Below are 15,226 nucleotides of genomic sequence, written 5' to 3' on the forward strand. Positions count from 1 at the left end.
AGTCCAGAACCCAGGAGAGATCGACTTATGACATCCACCGACGCATCTGCGGACCGCCCGCGCACTCTGGCCGAGAAGGTCTGGGACGACCACGTCGTCGTCCGCGGTGAGAACGGCGAACCGGATCTGATCTACATCGACCTGCACCTCGTGCACGAGGTGACCAGCCCGCAAGCCTTCGACGGCCTCCGCGCGGAAGGCCGGCCGCTGCGCCGCCTCGATCTGACCATCGCCACCGAGGACCACAACACCCCGACCCTCGACATCGACAAGCCGATCGCCGATCTCACCAGTCGCACCCAGATCGATACGCTGCGTCGCAACGCCGCGGAGTTCGGGGTGCGCCTGCACTCGCTGGGCGACGCCGAGCAGGGCATCGTGCACGTCGTCGGTCCGCAGCTGGGTCTGACCATGCCGGGCATCACCGTCGTGTGCGGAGACTCGCACACCTCGACCCACGGCGCCTTCGGGGCCATGGCGTTCGGCATCGGCACGAGTGAGGTCGAGCACGTGATGGCGACCCAGACGCTGCCGCTCAAGCCCTTCAAGACGATGGCCATCAATGTCGAAGGAACCCTCAGGGCCGGCGTGACCGCCAAGGACATCATCCTCGCCGTGATCGCCAAGATCGGCACCGGCGGCGGCCAGGGCTACGTGCTGGAGTACCGCGGCAGCGCGATCCGCGCCCTCTCGATGGAGGGGCGCATGACCATCTGCAACATGTCGATCGAGGCCGGCGCGCGTGCCGGCATGGTCGCCCCGGACGAGACGACGTTCGCCTACGTTCAGGAAAAACCCCATGCTCCGCAGGGCCAGGACTGGGAGGACGCGGTCGCCTACTGGCGCACGCTTCCGACCGACGAGGGCGCGGTGTTCGACGCCGAGGTCTTCATCGACGCCGATGAGCTGGAGCCCTTCGTCACCTGGGGCACCAACCCCGGCCAGGGCAGCTCGCTGTCCGCCTCCGTGCCGGACCCGGCGTCCTTCGAGGACCCGAACGAGCGCGCGGCCGCCGAGCGGGCCTTGGAGTACATGGACCTCACGCCGGGGACGCCGTTGAAGGACGTCCGGGTCGACGCCGTCTTCATGGGATCGTGCACCAACAGCCGGATCGAGGATCTGCGCGCCTTCGCGTCGATCATCCAGGGCCGCACGAAAGCCGATGGTGTGCGCGTGATGGTGGTGCCCGGCTCGGCGCGCGTGCGGATCGAAGCCGAGGCCGAGGGCATCGACACGATCGTGAAGGAGTTCGGCGGCGAGTGGCGTTTCGCCGGCTGCTCGATGTGCCTGGGCATGAACCCGGATCAGCTCGCGCCGGGCGAGCGGTGCGCGTCGACCTCGAACCGCAACTTCGAGGGACGGCAGGGCAAGGGCGGACGCACCCATCTGGTGTCACCGCTCGTCGCCGCGGCGACCGCCGTACGCGGCACCCTCTCGAGCCCCAGCGACCTGGAGCCCGTCCGCGAGCTGGTTGGAGCCTGACATGGAGAAGTTCACCACCCACACGGGTATTGCCGCGCCCCTGAAGCGCTCGAACGTCGACACCGACCAGATCATCCCCGCGGTCTTCCTCAAGCGCGTCACCAAGACCGGCTTCGACGACGCGCTGTTCTTCGCCTGGCGTCAGGATCCCGACTTCGTACTGAACCAGGCGCCGTTCCAGGGCGCATCCGTGCTCGTCGCTGGCCCGGACTTCGGCACAGGGTCGAGTCGCGAGCACGCGGTCTGGGCGCTGCGTGATTTCGGTTTCTCCGTCGTCCTGAGCCCCCGTTTCGCCGATATCTTCCGCGGCAACGCCGGCAAGCAGGGCCTCCTCGCCGCGACGATCGAGGAGGAGGACCGGGAGCGAATCTGGCAGCTCATCGACGAGGCTCCTGGCCGCTCTGTCACGGTCGACCTCGAGGCCCGCACGGTCTCCGTCCCGGATCCCGCGACAGGCGAGGCTGTCTTCCAGGCTCCCATCGGTGTGGACGATTACACTAGGTGGCGGCTCCTCGAAGGGCTCGATGACATCGGGCTCACCCTGCGCAATGAAGACAAGATCGCGCAGTTCGAGGCCCGCCGCGAATCGTGGCGGCCGCGCACACTTCCCGTCCGCTGAGGCGGGGGTCGCGAGGGCCCGGGGCACACGTGTGCCCTCGCGGCTCCAGCCGCGGTCCGTGTGATGAAGTGAGGCTCTCGACATGACCATCCCCCTGCGCGACCTGTCCGACCGCACGTCGGCTCCCTCCGGCGACGTGCTCGCGATCCGGGGCGGACGTCCCCTGCGGGGGCGCGTCGACGTCACGGGCGCGAAGAACCTGGCGACCAAGGCGATGGTGGCGTCGCTCCTCGGCGAGTCGAAGAGCACGCTGCGCGATGTCCCAGACCTCAGCGACGTGGCCGTGGTGCGGTCGCTGCTGGAAGTCCACGGCGTCCAGGTGGTCGAGGGCGATGAGCCCGGCTCCCTCGTCTTCGACCCGAGCGGGGTCGAGTCTGCGCACTTCGAGGAGATCGACGCGCACGCCGGGGCCTCCCGGATCCCGATTCTGTTCTGCGGCCCGCTGCTGCACCGCCTGGGTCAGGCGTTCATCCCCGATCTCGGCGGATGCCGGATCGGCGACCGGCCGATCGACTTCCATCTCGATGCGCTGCGCAAGTTCGGAGCCGTGGTCGAGAAGCAGCCGAGCGGTATCCGCCTCTCCGCGCCCAACGGCCTCCACGGCGCCAACATCCACCTGCCCTACCCGAGCGTCGGCGCGACCGAGCAGGTGCTGCTCAGCGCCGTGCGGGCGAAGGGCGTCACGGAGCTGCGCAACGCGGCGATCGAGCCGGAGATCATGGATCTCATCGCGCTGCTGCAGAAGATGGGCGCGATCATCTCCTATGAGCCCAACCGCGTCATCGTGATCGAGGGGGTGGACAGCCTGCGCGGCTATGATCACCGCTCGATCTTCGATCGCAACGAGGCGGCCTCATGGGCCTGCGCGGCGCTCGCGACGGACGGCGAGATCTTCGTCGGGGGCGCGAAGCAGCAGGAGATGCTGACCTTCCTCAACGTCTTCCGCAAGGCGGGCGGGTGGTTCGACATCCGCGAGGACGGGATCCTCTTCCGTCGTGACGGCGAGCTCAAGACCGTGATCGTCGAGACCGATGTGCATCCCGGCTTCATGACCGACTGGCAGCAGCCCCTCATCGTCGCCCTGACCCAGGCCGAGGGGCGTTCGGTGGTGCACGAGACCGTGTACGAGAACCGGTTCGGCTTCACCCAGGCGCTGGTCAAGATGGGGGCAGACATCGTCGTGTATCCGCATGGCCTGCAGGATGGCCCGCGTCGCGTGCCGCACCGCGAGCTCGAGCAGGCCGCGGTGGTCACCGGCCCCACCCCGCTGCACGGCGCGGTCATCGAGGTGCCGGACCTGCGCGGCGGTTACAGCCATGTCATCGCGGCACTGACCGCCGAAGGGGAGTCCGTCGTGAGCGGCATCGATATCCTCAGCCGCGGGTACGAGCGTTTCCTCGACAAGCTGACGGCGCTGGGCGCCGACTACGACGTCATCGGATAATCGGACGTATGACCTCGTCGTCCGAGTGGAAGCCGCGCGGGAAGGGTTCTCCCGAGAAGCGTCGTCCCAGCATCTTCTGGCCGCTCGCCGGGCTCATCGTCCCGGTCGCTTCCTATCTGTGCCGGATCGAGTTCCACGGGCCCGGTCGGCTGCCGCGTGACGGCGCTTTCGTCCTGGCACCCAATCACGTCTCCGAGCTGGACCCGGTGATGGTGGCGGTCGGCGTCTGGCGGCTCGGGCGGGCTCCGCGGTTCATGGCGAAGGACAGCCTCTTCCGCGTTCCCGTGCTGGGCTGGGTGCTGCGGCGCACCGGCATGATCCCGGTGGCGCGCAGCGCCTCGGTGGCCGCGGCGCGTCAGACCATGGCGCAGTCGCGAGAGCTGGTCGAGCACGGCCGCGGCGTGATCGTCTACCCCGAGGGCACCCTCACCCGCGACCCGGACCTCTGGCCGATGCGCGGGAAGTCGGGCGCTGCGCGCCTGGCGCTGGCCGACGAGAGCATCCCGCTCATCCCGGTGGCCCAGTGGGGCGTCCAGGACGTGATGGGGCGTTACTCGCGCGGAATCCGGTTCTGGCCGCCGCGCCGGCGCGTGCAGATGTGGATCGGTGAGCCGGTCGACCTCGCCGACCTGCGCGGACGGGCCAACGAGCCCGCCGCGCTGACCGAGGCGACCAACCGTCTGATGGCCGCGATCACGACGCTGCTCGAGCAGGCCAGAGGCGAGACGGCGCCGGCGAACCGCTGGAACCCCTCCGATCACGGACAGAAGGAGACGGGGCGTCTTGACTCCTAAGACCGGACCATTGCGGACCGCGAAGATCGCGCTGCCACGGGTCGCGGTGATCGGCGCCGGAAGCTGGGGGACCACGTTCGGGAAGATTCTGGCGGACGGGGGCGCGCATGTCACGATGTGGGCGCGGCGCCCAGAGCTCGCCCAGGAGATCGCCGAGGCCAAGCGCAACAGCGACTATCTGGCGGGCGTCAATCTGCCCCGCTCGATGACGGCGACCCCGCATCTGTCGCGGGCCATCGAGGGCGCGGAGCAGGTGTACCTCTCGGTGCCGGCCCAGTCGCTGCGCCAGAACCTCACCGGGCTCCGTCCGCTGCTGATGTCGTCCGATGTGCCGATCGTGAGCCTGATGAAGGGCGTCGAGCGCAGCACCGGGCTGCGCATGAGCGAGGTCATCGCCGAGGAGCTGCAGTGCGACCCCGGCCGGATCGCGGTGGTCTCCGGACCCAACCTGGCCTTGGAGATCGCCCGGGAGCAGCCGACCGCCGCCGTGGTGTCCTCCGTCCGGCCGGAGACCGCCGACGCGGTGGCGCGGCGGGCCCGCAACCGCTACTTCCGCAGCTTCGTGAACACCGACGTGATCGGCACCGAGTTCGGCGGCGTGCTGAAGAACCTCATCGCGGTCGCCATCGGCATCGTCGACGGGGTCGGCTATGGCGAGAACACGAAGGCGTCCATCATCACGCGTGGCCTGGTGGAGATGACCGACTTCGCCGTGGCCTATGGTGCGAAGCCGGAGACGCTGCAGGGGCTCGCCGGGCTGGGCGATCTCATCGCGACCTGCCAGTCGCCGCTGAGCCGCAACAACACCGCCGGGCGCCTGCTCGGGCAGGGGTACGCCTTCCAAGACGTCGTCACGCAGATGCAGCAGACGGCGGAAGGGCTCGCGTCGGTCGCCCCCGTGCTCCAGCTCGCTCGTGACGCCGGCGTGCACATGCCGATCGTCGAGCAGGTGAAGATGGTGCTCGACGGCACGATGAACCCGCGCGACATCGCGCCACACCTGACCACAGATGACGACACCCCTCAGGGTGAGAGGACCGAGAATGGACAAGCAGACCGTGGCGGTGCTCTTCGGCGGGCGTTCCAGCGAGCACTCGATCAGTTCCGCGACGGCGGGCGGGGTGCTGGGGGCGATTGATCGCGATCGTTTCACGGTGATCCCGGTCGGGATCACCCGCGACGGCGTCTTCGTGCTCGAGGTCGACGACCCGGCGCATTTCGCCCTCGATGCCGCGCATCTGCCCGAGGTCGTCGACAACGGGACGCGGGTGGTCTGGCCGGAGCCGGGGGAGCGGACCCTGCGCGTCCGCCGGGCGGACGGAACGATCGAGGAGCTGGGCAGCGTCGATGCCGTGCTGCCGATCCTGCATGGACCGCACGGGGAGGATGGCACGATCCAGGGTTTCTTCGACACCCTCGGTCTGCCCTACGCCGGTGCCGGCGTGCTCGACTCCGCGGTGTGCATGGACAAGCACTTCATGAAGATCGCGCTCCAGGCCGCGGGAATCTCCGTCGCCCCGTGGATCACGGTACGACAGGGGGACTGGGACCGTGACCCTGCGTCGGTGCGCGACGCCGCGGAGGCCCTGGGACTCCCGGTGTTCGTCAAGCCCGCTCGCGCCGGGTCGAGCGTCGGTGTGTCCAAGGTGGAGACAGCCGACGAGCTTGCGCAGGCGATGGCCGTGGCTTTCTCTGAAGATGACAAGGTGCTCGTGGAGACTGGCATCAGCGGTCGCGAGATCGAGGTCGCGATCCTGCAGCGCCCCGATGGCGTCCATGCCTCCCTGCCGGGAGAGATCCTGCTCACCGCACGCGGTTTCTACGACTTCGAGGGCAAGTACCTGGGCGGCGACGGCGTCGACCTCGCCTGCCCGGCCGACCTGACCGACGCCGAGGTCGCGGCGGTGCAGGACGCCGGCATCCGCTCGTTCCTCGCCGTGGACGGGCGCGGCCTGGCGCGCGTCGACATGTTCCTCACAGCGGACGGCGAGCTGGTTGTCAACGAGCTGAACACGATGCCGGGGTTCACGCCGATCTCGATGTTCCCCAAGTGCTGGACCGTGTCCGGTATGACCTATACGGAGCTGATCTCCGCCCTGATCGACAACGCACTGGCCTGATGCCCGCCCCCGGCGTCTCAGGCGTCGGGGTCGGTGCAGGCGGTGGTGGCGGGGATGTTCGAGACGTACGAACCGAGCACGGCGAGCACGTCGTTCGAGCTCACGATCTTGGTGTTCACGTTGACCTGGACGGCGGGCTCGCGCCCATAGCTCACCATGCGCAGCACCGGGAACTCCTCGGTGTCCACCAGCCAGTCCACGCCGCCGAGGGTCACGCACTGCAGGGTGCTCGGCCCGGGTGACGGCACCCCGCAGATGAGCAGCACCGACAGGGGGGAACCCCAGGCTGCTGTCGCTTGGGCGTCGGTCCAGCGCCGCTCTTGATCGCCGATCGCGCGGAGCGCCTGCGCGCGCACGCTGACCTCGGCGCACAGCGGGTCGTTCGCGTTGGGAGCAGGGGTGGCGCTCACGGTGCCAGTGCACCCGGAGAGCACGGCGACGAGCACGAGCGCGGCGGCTCCGACGACCGATCGAGCGGGACGGACCGATCCGACGTTGCGCTGCATGCTCCCAGGCTACCGTGGGGGGATGAGCTCCATCCCGACCCCTGACGACCCGTGCCTGGGAGACATCTCCGAGGGCGCCGTGCTGCGCACGATCCTCGCGCGTCGTCGGCCCGCTGCCGATGAGCTCCTCGGGCCCGGCGACGACGCGGCTGTGATCGCCGCTCCGTCTGGCTCGGTCGTCGCGACGACGGACAGCCTCGTGGACGGGCCGGACTTCCGTCTGGCATGGACCGACGGATACGCGCTGGGGTGGAAGTCGGCGGCGGTCAACCTCGCCGACGTCGCTGCGATGGGCGCCCGTCCCACGGCTCTCCTCGTCGCCCTGGCAGCGCCGCGGGGCACGCGGCTCTCCTTCGTGGCGGCTCTCGCAGAGGGGCTCCAGGACGCCTGCGACGCGCTGGCGCCGGGGTGCGCGGTGGTCGGCGGCGACCTGGCGACCTCGGATGTGCTGACGGTCGCCGTCACGGCGCTCGGCGATCTGGAGGGACGGGCTCCCGTGACGCGGGCCGGCGCGAGGGCGGGGGACGTGATCGCGCTGGCAGGCGATGCGGGACGCGCGGGGGCCGGCCTGGCGCTGCTGTTCGGACGGTTCAGCCGGGGCGGCGAAGCGATTCCGGTCGATCCGGATGTGCTGACAGCCGCAGAGCGCGAAGCGGTCGATCGCCAGCTGCGTCCTCTCCCGCCGATCGCGCTCGGCGCTGCGGCCGCCGCCGCGGGCGCCACGGCGATGATGGACGTCTCAGACGGGCTCGCCCTCGACGCGTCGCGGATCGCGGACGCCTCGGGCGTGACCCTCGCCTTCGACAGCGCATCCCTCGGACCCGACCCGGCCGGTGCCCTCTCGGGCGGCGAGGATCACGCGCTCCTCGCGACGTTTCCGCTCGGTGAGGTCCCCGCAGGTTTCCGGGTCGTCGGCCGGGTGCAGGATCGCGCCGCGCATCCGGTGCTGTGCGATGCGGCACCGGTGGCGGTGCGCGGATGGGATCCTTATCGTGACGGCGCCGCGGACGGGCCGGGCTCTGCCCACCAGACGCGGGTGTCGCCGTAGGCCTTGTCCCTGAGCTGTTCCAGACCGGCCGCGGCGAAGCCCGGCTCTGATGCGCGTGCGCCACGCTCGACCACCACGAGGGCATCGGGGGAGAGCAGCGGCGTGAGCGCGGCCAGGTCGCCGTCGAGCGCGTCGTCGCCGATGTCGTAGGGCGGGTCGAGGAAGACCAGGTCGTACGGGCCCGTCCCGCGGGTGAGGAAGGCGCGCACAGCCACGTCGTGCACCTGCGCGGACACCTCGACCCCGAGTGCCTTCACGACGCGCGCGACGTTGCGGCGGATCACCGCCGCTGCCGGGCGAGAGCGCTCGATGAGGTCGACGCTCACCGCACCTCGGCTGAGCGCTTCGAGCCCCAGCGCGCCCGTCCCGGCGTACAGATCGAGCACCCGGGCACCGTGGAGCACATCCGCCGACTCCAGCGCGGCGAACAACGACTCGCGGACACGGTCGCTCGTGGGCCGTGTGCCGGCGCTCGGGACGTCGAGCCGGACGCCTCCGGCGGCTCCCGCGATGATCCTGGTCACCCGATCACGATACGCGCTCGGCCGGCACGCGGTCATGCCGGTGTCCGACCGGCTGCCTAGACTCGTCCCATGGCCTTCGGACTCGACACGCCCCTCGCTGAGGCGCTGGGTGATGCCGCGGCGAAGCAGCTCGCCCGCGCCTTCCGGATGTCGACCGTGGCAGATCTCGTCGGGCACTACCCGCGTCGCTACGCGGACCGGGGCGAGCTGACGCCGATCAGGGATCTCCCCATCGGCGAGACGGTGACGATCGTCGCCGAGGTCGTCAGCTGCACCGGCCGTCCGATGCGCGCCAAGAGAGGTCATCTCACCGAGGTCGTCATCGGCGATGGCGCGGGTCAGCTCACCATGACCTTCTTCAACCAGCCGTTCCGTATGAACGAGCTGCGGGTGGGACGGCGGGGGGTCTTCTCCGGGAAGGTGGGAGCGTATCGGGGAACGCTGCAGTTCGCCCATCCGCAGTACGAGCTGTTCGAAGACGAGGCCGAGGCGCGGGCCTCGGCGAGCGTCCTCGCGATGACGCCGATCCCGATCTATCCGGCGACATCGGCTCTCACGAGCTGGACCATACAGAAGCTCGTCGGCACGGTGCTCGACCAGCTCGGCGAGGTTCCCGACCCCCTTCCGACGGAGAGGCGGGAGCGGGAAGGCCTGCTCGACGCGCGCACCGCCCTCGAACGGATCCACCGCCCGCGCAGCCGGGCCGAGATCGCTCCGGCGATCGAGACCCTTCGCATGCATGAAGCGCTCGTGCTGCAGACCGCGCTGTTGCAGCAGCGCGCCAGGATCCGCGCTCAGGTCACCCGAGCGCGTCCGGCGGCACCCGGTGGCCTCGTCGCGCGACTGGATGCGGCGCTCCCGTTCGCGCTGACCGAGGATCAGCGCGCCGTGGGGGAGACGATCGCGTCGGAGCTCGCCGGAGAGCAGCCGATGAATCGTCTCGTCCAGGGAGAGGTCGGCTCCGGCAAGACCCTGGTGGCGCTGCGGGCGATGCTGCAGGTCGCCGAGTCTGGCGGCCAGGCAGCGCTCATCGCCCCCACCGAGGTCCTCGCTGCCCAGCACCTCCGTTCGATCGTACGCACGCTCGGGCCCGACCTCGCCGCGGAGCTGATCCCGACCCTCCTCACCGGCCAGCAAGGCGCGCGGGAGCGCCGCCAGGCGGCGCTGCGCGTCGCGTCAGGGCAGTCCCGCATCGTGGTCGGCACGCACGCGCTCCTCAGCGACAAGACGACGTTCGCCGATCTCGGGCTCGTGGTGGTGGACGAGCAGCACCGATTCGGGGTGGAGCAACGGGAGGGCCTGCGGGCCAAGGGCACCAGTCCGCACGTGCTCGTCCTCACCGCTACGCCCATTCCGCGCACCGTGGCGATGACCGTCTTCGGTGATCTCGACACCTCCGTGATCCGCAGCATGCCCACAGGGAGGGCGGGCATCCAGACGTTCGTCGCGCCCCTCGCAGAGCACCCCTCCTGGTTCGCCAGGGTCTGGGAACGTGCGGCGGAGGAGATCGATGCCGGACATCAGGTCTTCGCGGTGTGCGCGGCGATCGATACAGACGACGCCGAACCGGGGGGTGACGACGGAGCCGAGGCGCCGCCAGAGCCGCCGGAGGAGGGCGCGCAGAACGGCCCGCGCTGGGGCGTGGTGCAGCTGCACGATCTGCTCCAGACACATCCCCGGCTGGGTGCGCGCACCACCGCGATCCTGCACGGGAAGATGAGCGCGGAGGAGAAGGACGCCGTCATGCGCGCCTTCTCCGAGGGGCGCATCGACCTCATCGTCGCCACGACCGTGATCGAGGTGGGCGTGGACGTGCCCAACGCCACCGCAATGGTGATCATGGACGCCGATCGTTTCGGCGTCTCCCAGCTGCACCAGCTGCGCGGCCGCGTCGGCCGTGGCTCTGCCGCCGGCCTGTGCCTGCTGGTCACCGAGGCGGAGGCCGGCACGCCCGCACGCGAACGCGTCGAGGCGGTGGCCGCCACCACCGACGGATTCGCCCTCGCCGAGGTCGATCTCGAGCTTCGCGGAGAGGGCGATGTCCTGGGCGCGGCGCAGTCGGGAGCGCGTTCGTCGCTGCGCCTGCTGCGCGTCGTCACCGACGCCGACCTCATCCTGGCCGCGCGGGAGGAGGCGGCCAGGATTCTCGCGGACGATCCTCCGCTGGCGGATCACCCCGGGCTGCGGGAATCGATCGAGCGCCGGGTGTCGGCGGAGGACAGGGCGGCCTTCGCCAAGAACTGAACGGCGATCGATGCTCCTGTCGGCGCGCTACGCTGAGAGACATGATGAACAGCCGGATCGCCGTCGTCCCTGGCTCCTTCGACCCGCCCACGCTCGGGCACATCGACGTCATCAGCCGCGCGGCCCGTCTCTACGATGAGGTGCATGTGCTCGTGGTGCACAACCCGGGCAAGGAAGCGATGCTGCCGATCGCGCAGCGGCTGTCATTGCTGGAACGCTCGATCGAAGACGCCGGCCTCCCCGGTAATCTCATCGTCGGCTCGTGGAGCATGGGCCTGCTCGTCGACTACGCGCGCGACGTGAACGCCGGTGTGCTCGTCAAGGGCATCCGGTCGCAGATCGACGTGGCGTATGAGTCTCCGATGGCGATCGTGAATCGTCATCTCGCCGAGATCGAGACGGTGTTCCTGCTGCCGGATCCCGCACACGCTCTCGTATCCAGCTCGCTGGTGCGGCAGGTCGCGGCACTCGGCGGCGACGTCTCGCCGTTCGTGCCACCGGTGGTCGCGGAGTTCCTCGACACCGGTGCCCGCGGGCTCTGAGGCACCTTCCGGGCGATCCGGCGCACCCCCGCCGTTCGGCCTCCTCACGGGCGAGCCCCCGTAGGATATGGGGGTGAAGAACAGACTGAACGGCCCGTTCGTGGTGCCCGTGCGCGATATCGTCCGCCACCCGGGCGAGATGCGCGAGCACCGTCTCACCGTCCCGATCCCCGAGCAGTGGGGGGAGGGCATCGTCGCCGTCGAAGCCGGCACGGAGGTCGACATCGACGTTCGGCTGGAGTCGGTGCACGAGGGCATCCTCGTCACCGCCGAGATCGACACGGAGTACCGCGGAGAGTGCGGCCGATGCCTGGAAGCGATCTCTGCGCCTGTCGAAGTCGAGTTTCAGGAGCTTTTCGCCTATCCTGGGGAGGAAGCAACTGACTTCGAGGTTCAAGACGACCACGTGGATCTTGAAACTCCCGTCAGGGATGCGATCGTGTTGTCGCTTCCGTTTCAGCCGGTGTGTCAGCCGGATTGCCCCGGCCTTGATCCGGTCACGGGTGAGAAGCTGACCGGAAGCGCCGGTTCGGAGTCCGTCGCTCCCATCGATCCTCGATGGAGCGCGCTCCAGCAGATCACAGACCAGCAGGAAGCGGCGGACCGCCGCGATTCCGAGAGCACAGAAGAGAGCTGACATGGCCGGTAACCCCCCGAAGCGCAAAGTTTCCCGTTCGAACACCCGCTCGCGCCGCGCGCAGTGGAAGGCGGAGGCCCCCGCCCTGGTGAAGACCATCGAGAACGGCAAGGTCGTCTACAGCCGTCCGCACCAGGCGAAGGTCGTCACCGACTCCCAGGGCACCGAGCTGTTCCTGGAGTACAAGGGCCGCAAGGTCGCCGACGTCTGATCAGGAATTTCTGATCAGTACCCCGGCTGAGAACGCCCCGGAGGCGTTCGCCAAGCTTGTCGAGCAGCTCGGCGTCCGTATCGACGCCGAGCTGCTTCGTCTTGCGCTGACGCATCGCTCGTACGCGTACGAGAACGGCGGCATCCCGCACAACGAACGTCTCGAGTTCCTCGGCGACTCCGTGCTCGGTCAGGCCGTGACCGTCCTGTTGTACACCGGCCTCCCCGACGTCGATGAGGGCGAGCTCGCCAAACGCCGTGCCAGTGTGGTGTCGACGGTCGCTCTCGCCCAGGTGGCGCGCGGCATCGGGCTCGGTGACCATCTGCTGCTCGGAAAGGGCGAGGAGCGTACCGGTGGGCGCGACAAGGACTCCATTCTGGCCGACACGATGGAGGCTGTGATCGGCGCGACCTATCTGTCCGCCGGTCAGGAGCCGGCCGCGGCCCTGGTGCGTCGTCTTGTCGAGCCGCTCCTGGCCGACCCGGAGCGCTACGGCGCGGCGATGGATCCGAAGACCGCCCTGCAGGAGCTGGCGGCGCGCATCGGCGCGCAGCCGCCGCAGTATGCGGTCGAGTCGCGCGGGCCGGATCACGACCGCCGATTCACCGCGACCGTCTCCGTGGGTCCCGGTACGCCGCTCGGTGAGCGCGGCGGCATCGGCGAAGGCACCAGCAAGAAGAACGCCGAGATGGCGGCCGCTCTCGACGCGTGGAAGCGTCTGAGCGGTCGCGACTGAACGTGGTGGCGCGCGGGCGCGAGGTGCGTGGTGCCTGAGCTTCCCGAGGTCGAGGTCGTGCGCCTCGGGCTGGCGCCGGCGGTGACCGGCGCCAGAGTCACGGCGGTGCACGTGCATGACGAGCGTGCATTGACACGGCACGCGCCGGGCGCTGCCGATTTCGTCGCCCGTCTCGAGGGTGCCGTGATCGACAGCACGGCGCGGCGCGGGAAGTTCCTCTGGCTGCCGCTGCGCGGCGCGGACCGGACGCCGGGCGGCGGCGCCGAGGCCGTGCTGGTGCATCTGGGCATGAGCGGCCAGATGCTGCTGCGCGGTCCGGGCGCGCCGCCGGAGCGTCATGAGCGCATCCGGCTGTTCATCGAGCACCCGCAGCATGCCGAGCTGGCCGTCGTGTTCGCCGACCAGCGCACGTTCGGATCGCTCGCGGTCGATTCACTGCAGCCCGATGCCGGCGGGGGCCTCGTTCCGGCGCAGGCGGCGCACATCGGCCGTGATCCTCTCGATCCCCTTTTCGACGACGCCGCGTTCGTCGTCGCTGTTCGGCGTCGTCGATCAGCGATCAAACGCGTGCTGCTGGATCAGGGACTGATCAGTGGCATCGGCAACATCTATGCCGACGAGGCGTTGTGGGCGTCTCGCATCCATCCGGAGGCCGAGGGCGTCGCTCTCTCTGCAGCTGCCGTCCGGCGGCTGCTCGCCGAGATGCGCGCCGTGCTGCAGAAGGCCCTCGCCGAGGGCGGCACGAGCTTCGACGCCCAGTACGTCAACGTCAACGGGCAGGCGGGCTACTTTTCCCGGAGCCTGAACGTGTACATGCGTGACGGAGAGCCTTGCAAGCGCTGTGGCTCCCTCATCGTACGAGAGAAGTTCATGAACCGCTCTAGCCATTTTTGCCTGGTCTGCCAGCCAAAGCGCTAGCTTGAGCAAACGAGGCGCGTCAGAGCACCACCATCATTTGCACATCGCCTGGTGGGTCCTGCCTCCACTTGCTGTACGTCAACGTGTACTGACCGATACGGCAATCGTGCTTGGCCTTGCTGTGTTCCGCATTTCAGCCAGTCGTGGATCTCCGACGACGAGTCGATGCTCGTGACAAGTCGAATCGTCCCGCTCGGGATCTGATCGCGGAGAACAGGGCATAGTTCGTTGGCGGCGTAGCCTCTCGGCCTCGTGCGGGCACTTCTCTTCCGCATCACACCTGCCGTCCGACATCCGCTTCGATAGGAACGTCCGTGGTCGCATCCATACTGAATGGATGGTTCGGAAGATGACACCCGCGCAGTTCAAGGCCGCGGTGAACAAAGCACAGCGCCAGCAGAAGCAGGCGATCGACAACTACAACCGCGAGGCCCGGCGGCATAACGCGGCAATCAAGAAGGCCGTGAGTGACTACAACCGTGAGGTGCGCGCCTACAACGCCAAGGCGCGTGCCCATAATTCCCGAGTCGAGAATCAGCGTCGACGGCTCGAGCAGGAGATCCGCCGCCTGAAGTCACGTCCGGCAGCGACGACCTTCGTCACCTACCGGGCGTCGGTCGAGACGCTCGCGCGCACGTACACGGCAACCGAGGACAGCCTGGTAGGCCGAACGCTTACGCCTGCTGGCCGCGAGCTCGTCGATCGCGGCAGCGAGGAGGTCGCGAATAGCGCGTACCTGCTCAACGCGATGGACGACGACGGTGCTCCCGAGGACGACCCGACAGAGGATGAGCTGCGTGGCCCGAGCATGCAGACTGAGCTCGCGACCTTCGGGCAGGACTTGGTCGATCGATGGACTGGGGCTCTGTTTTCCCTGAGCCCGCGAAACCCTGACGCGGCTCGCCACTTCTGTACCAGTGCCCGCGAGGTGCTCATCGCGATGATTGATGGCGCGGCACCAGACGCTCGCGTCGCGGAGGCCGACCCGGCCTGCGATCGGACCGACAAGGGAGTGCCGACGCGGCGGGCCAAGGTCGGCTTCCTCCTGCGGCGCAAGGGCATCGACGAGGGTTCCATCGAGGATCTCGTCGAAGAGGACATGGACAACGTTCTGGGGCTCTTCCGCGACTTCAACAACGGCACCCACGGGCATGCCGGGCGATTCACCATCACTCAGCTGAGCGCTCTGCGTCTCCGGGTCGAATCGGCGATCGGCTTCATCCACGCGCTCTGCGTAGTCTGAGCCTCAGCGCTGCTTCAGCGTGGATCCGTCCTCGCGAACGAACGATCGGGGCAGGGCGTCGCGCAGCGGTGTGGTCGGTGTCGTCTCCCGAACTCTGTCGGCCCTCCCCGATACGATGACCTGACGAGGAAGTGCCCCCGCCCCGGCGGTGCACCGGG

General features: G+C 69.0%; 16 protein-coding genes. 14 read left to right on the forward strand and 2 right to left on the reverse strand.

Annotation, left to right across the window (positions count from 1 at the left end; all coding sequences use genetic code 11):
- Positions 1-27 precede the first annotated feature (27 nt).
- The 6 genes from leuC to AC3RXY_RS04440 all read left to right on the forward strand — a co-directional run bounded on the left by leuC (position 28) and on the right by AC3RXY_RS04440 (position 6,459).
- Complete coding sequence (gene leuC / locus AC3RXY_RS04415; RefSeq protein ID WP_491509688.1) at positions 28-1,482, forward strand: 3-isopropylmalate dehydratase large subunit; 1,455 nt, start codon at positions 28-30, stop codon at positions 1,480-1,482.
- Position 1,483: 1 nt separating this feature from the next.
- The gene (gene leuD, locus AC3RXY_RS04420; protein ID WP_491509689.1) at positions 1,484-2,101 is read left to right on the forward strand and encodes a 3-isopropylmalate dehydratase small subunit; all 618 of its coding nucleotides are present in this window, start codon (positions 1,484-1,486) and stop codon (positions 2,099-2,101) included.
- 82 nt (positions 2,102-2,183) lie between these two features.
- Positions 2,184-3,545 carry a UDP-N-acetylglucosamine 1-carboxyvinyltransferase gene (murA, locus tag AC3RXY_RS04425; RefSeq protein ID WP_491509690.1) on the forward strand — a complete coding sequence of 454 codons (1,362 nt, stop codon included), beginning with the start codon at positions 2,184-2,186 and terminating at the stop codon, positions 3,543-3,545.
- Positions 3,546-3,553: 8 nt separating this feature from the next.
- A complete protein-coding gene (locus tag AC3RXY_RS04430; RefSeq protein ID WP_491509691.1) occupies positions 3,554-4,339 on the forward strand; it encodes a lysophospholipid acyltransferase family protein in 786 nt (261 codons plus the stop codon).
- Positions 4,329-5,477 carry an NAD(P)H-dependent glycerol-3-phosphate dehydrogenase gene (locus AC3RXY_RS04435; protein WP_491509692.1) on the forward strand — a complete coding sequence of 383 codons (1,149 nt, stop codon included), beginning with the start codon at positions 4,329-4,331 and terminating at the stop codon, positions 5,475-5,477. The genes AC3RXY_RS04430 and AC3RXY_RS04435 overlap by 11 nt, the downstream gene beginning before the upstream one ends.
- Complete coding sequence (locus tag AC3RXY_RS04440) at positions 5,383-6,459, forward strand: D-alanine--D-alanine ligase family protein (RefSeq protein WP_491509693.1); 1,077 nt, start codon at positions 5,383-5,385, stop codon at positions 6,457-6,459. The genes AC3RXY_RS04435 and AC3RXY_RS04440 overlap by 95 nt, the downstream gene beginning before the upstream one ends.
- Before the next feature lie 17 nt (positions 6,460-6,476).
- Here AC3RXY_RS04440 and AC3RXY_RS04445 read toward each other — a convergent pair whose 3' ends face one another.
- Positions 6,477-6,965, reverse strand: coding sequence for a DUF3515 family protein (locus tag AC3RXY_RS04445; RefSeq protein WP_491509694.1), 489 nt, complete (start codon positions 6,963-6,965; stop codon positions 6,477-6,479).
- Positions 6,966-6,987: 22 nt separating this feature from the next.
- On the opposite strand from AC3RXY_RS04445, the gene thiL reads away from it, so the two are divergent.
- Complete coding sequence (thiL, locus tag AC3RXY_RS04450; RefSeq protein WP_491509695.1) at positions 6,988-8,013, forward strand: thiamine-phosphate kinase; 1,026 nt, start codon at positions 6,988-6,990, stop codon at positions 8,011-8,013.
- On the opposite strand, the gene rsmD is transcribed toward thiL, so the two are convergent.
- Positions 7,953-8,537, reverse strand: coding sequence for a 16S rRNA (guanine(966)-N(2))-methyltransferase RsmD (gene rsmD, locus AC3RXY_RS04455; protein ID WP_491509696.1), 585 nt, complete (start codon positions 8,535-8,537; stop codon positions 7,953-7,955). The two genes, thiL and rsmD, sit on opposite strands and share 61 nt — an antisense overlap.
- 69 nt (positions 8,538-8,606) lie before the next feature.
- Here rsmD and AC3RXY_RS04460 point away from each other — a divergent pair, with 69 nt between their 5' ends.
- The 7 genes from AC3RXY_RS04460 to AC3RXY_RS04490 all read left to right on the forward strand — a co-directional run bounded on the left by AC3RXY_RS04460 (position 8,607) and on the right by AC3RXY_RS04490 (position 15,068).
- A complete protein-coding gene (locus AC3RXY_RS04460; RefSeq protein ID WP_491509697.1) occupies positions 8,607-10,781 on the forward strand; it encodes an ATP-dependent DNA helicase RecG in 2,175 nt (724 codons plus the stop codon).
- 44 nt (positions 10,782-10,825) lie between these two features.
- Complete coding sequence (gene coaD / locus AC3RXY_RS04465; protein ID WP_491509848.1) at positions 10,826-11,323, forward strand: pantetheine-phosphate adenylyltransferase; 498 nt, start codon at positions 10,826-10,828, stop codon at positions 11,321-11,323.
- Between the two features lie 67 nt (positions 11,324-11,390).
- Entirely contained in the window at positions 11,391-11,960 is a 570-nt protein-coding gene (locus tag AC3RXY_RS04470; protein WP_491509698.1) for a YceD family protein, read from the forward strand.
- Between the two features lies 1 nt (position 11,961).
- On the forward strand, positions 11,962-12,171 hold the full coding sequence (gene rpmF, locus AC3RXY_RS04475; RefSeq protein WP_013586329.1) for a 50S ribosomal protein L32: 210 nt from the start codon (positions 11,962-11,964) through the stop codon (positions 12,169-12,171).
- 10 nt (positions 12,172-12,181) lie between these two features.
- Positions 12,182-12,907, forward strand: a complete 726-nt coding sequence (rnc, locus tag AC3RXY_RS04480) for a ribonuclease III (protein ID WP_491509849.1) — start codon at positions 12,182-12,184, stop codon at positions 12,905-12,907.
- Positions 12,908-12,937: 30 nt separating this feature from the next.
- Positions 12,938-13,825: a bifunctional DNA-formamidopyrimidine glycosylase/DNA-(apurinic or apyrimidinic site) lyase gene (mutM, locus tag AC3RXY_RS04485; RefSeq protein ID WP_491509699.1), complete on the forward strand. Its 888-nt coding sequence runs from the start codon at positions 12,938-12,940 to the stop codon at positions 13,823-13,825.
- 349 nt (positions 13,826-14,174) lie between these two features.
- Positions 14,175-15,068 carry a pPIWI-associating nuclease domain-containing protein gene (locus AC3RXY_RS04490; protein WP_491509700.1) on the forward strand — a complete coding sequence of 298 codons (894 nt, stop codon included), beginning with the start codon at positions 14,175-14,177 and terminating at the stop codon, positions 15,066-15,068.
- The last annotated feature ends 158 nt before the right edge of the window (positions 15,069-15,226 follow it).

The organism is Microbacterium longlingense, from assembly GCF_058349825.2.

Bases quoted from the DNA above. Each gene is read 5' to 3' on its own strand.
- AC3RXY_RS04440 (WP_491509693.1), top strand. From the start codon at position 5,383: ATGGACAAGCAGACCGTGGCGGTGCTCTTCGGCGGGCGTTCCAGCGAG.
- murA (WP_491509690.1), top strand. From the start codon at position 2,184: ATGACCATCCCCCTGCGCGACCTGTCCGACCGCACGTCGGCTCCCTCC.
- AC3RXY_RS04460 (WP_491509697.1), top strand. From the start codon at position 8,607: ATGGCCTTCGGACTCGACACGCCCCTCGCTGAGGCGCTGGGTGATGCC.
- coaD (WP_491509848.1), top strand. From the start codon at position 10,826: ATGAACAGCCGGATCGCCGTCGTCCCTGGCTCCTTCGACCCGCCCACG.
- rpmF (WP_013586329.1), top strand. From the start codon at position 11,962: ATGGCCGGTAACCCCCCGAAGCGCAAAGTTTCCCGTTCGAACACCCGC.
- AC3RXY_RS04490 (WP_491509700.1), top strand. From the start codon at position 14,175: ATGACACCCGCGCAGTTCAAGGCCGCGGTGAACAAAGCACAGCGCCAG.
- leuC (WP_491509688.1), top strand. From the start codon at position 28: ATGACATCCACCGACGCATCTGCGGACCGCCCGCGCACTCTGGCCGAG.
- AC3RXY_RS04445 (WP_491509694.1), bottom strand. From the start codon at position 6,965: ATGCAGCGCAACGTCGGATCGGTCCGTCCCGCTCGATCGGTCGTCGGA.
- AC3RXY_RS04470 (WP_491509698.1), top strand. From the start codon at position 11,391: ATGGGGGTGAAGAACAGACTGAACGGCCCGTTCGTGGTGCCCGTGCGC.
- AC3RXY_RS04430 (WP_491509691.1), top strand. From the start codon at position 3,554: ATGACCTCGTCGTCCGAGTGGAAGCCGCGCGGGAAGGGTTCTCCCGAG.
- thiL (WP_491509695.1), top strand. From the start codon at position 6,988: ATGAGCTCCATCCCGACCCCTGACGACCCGTGCCTGGGAGACATCTCC.
- leuD (WP_491509689.1), top strand. From the start codon at position 1,484: ATGGAGAAGTTCACCACCCACACGGGTATTGCCGCGCCCCTGAAGCGC.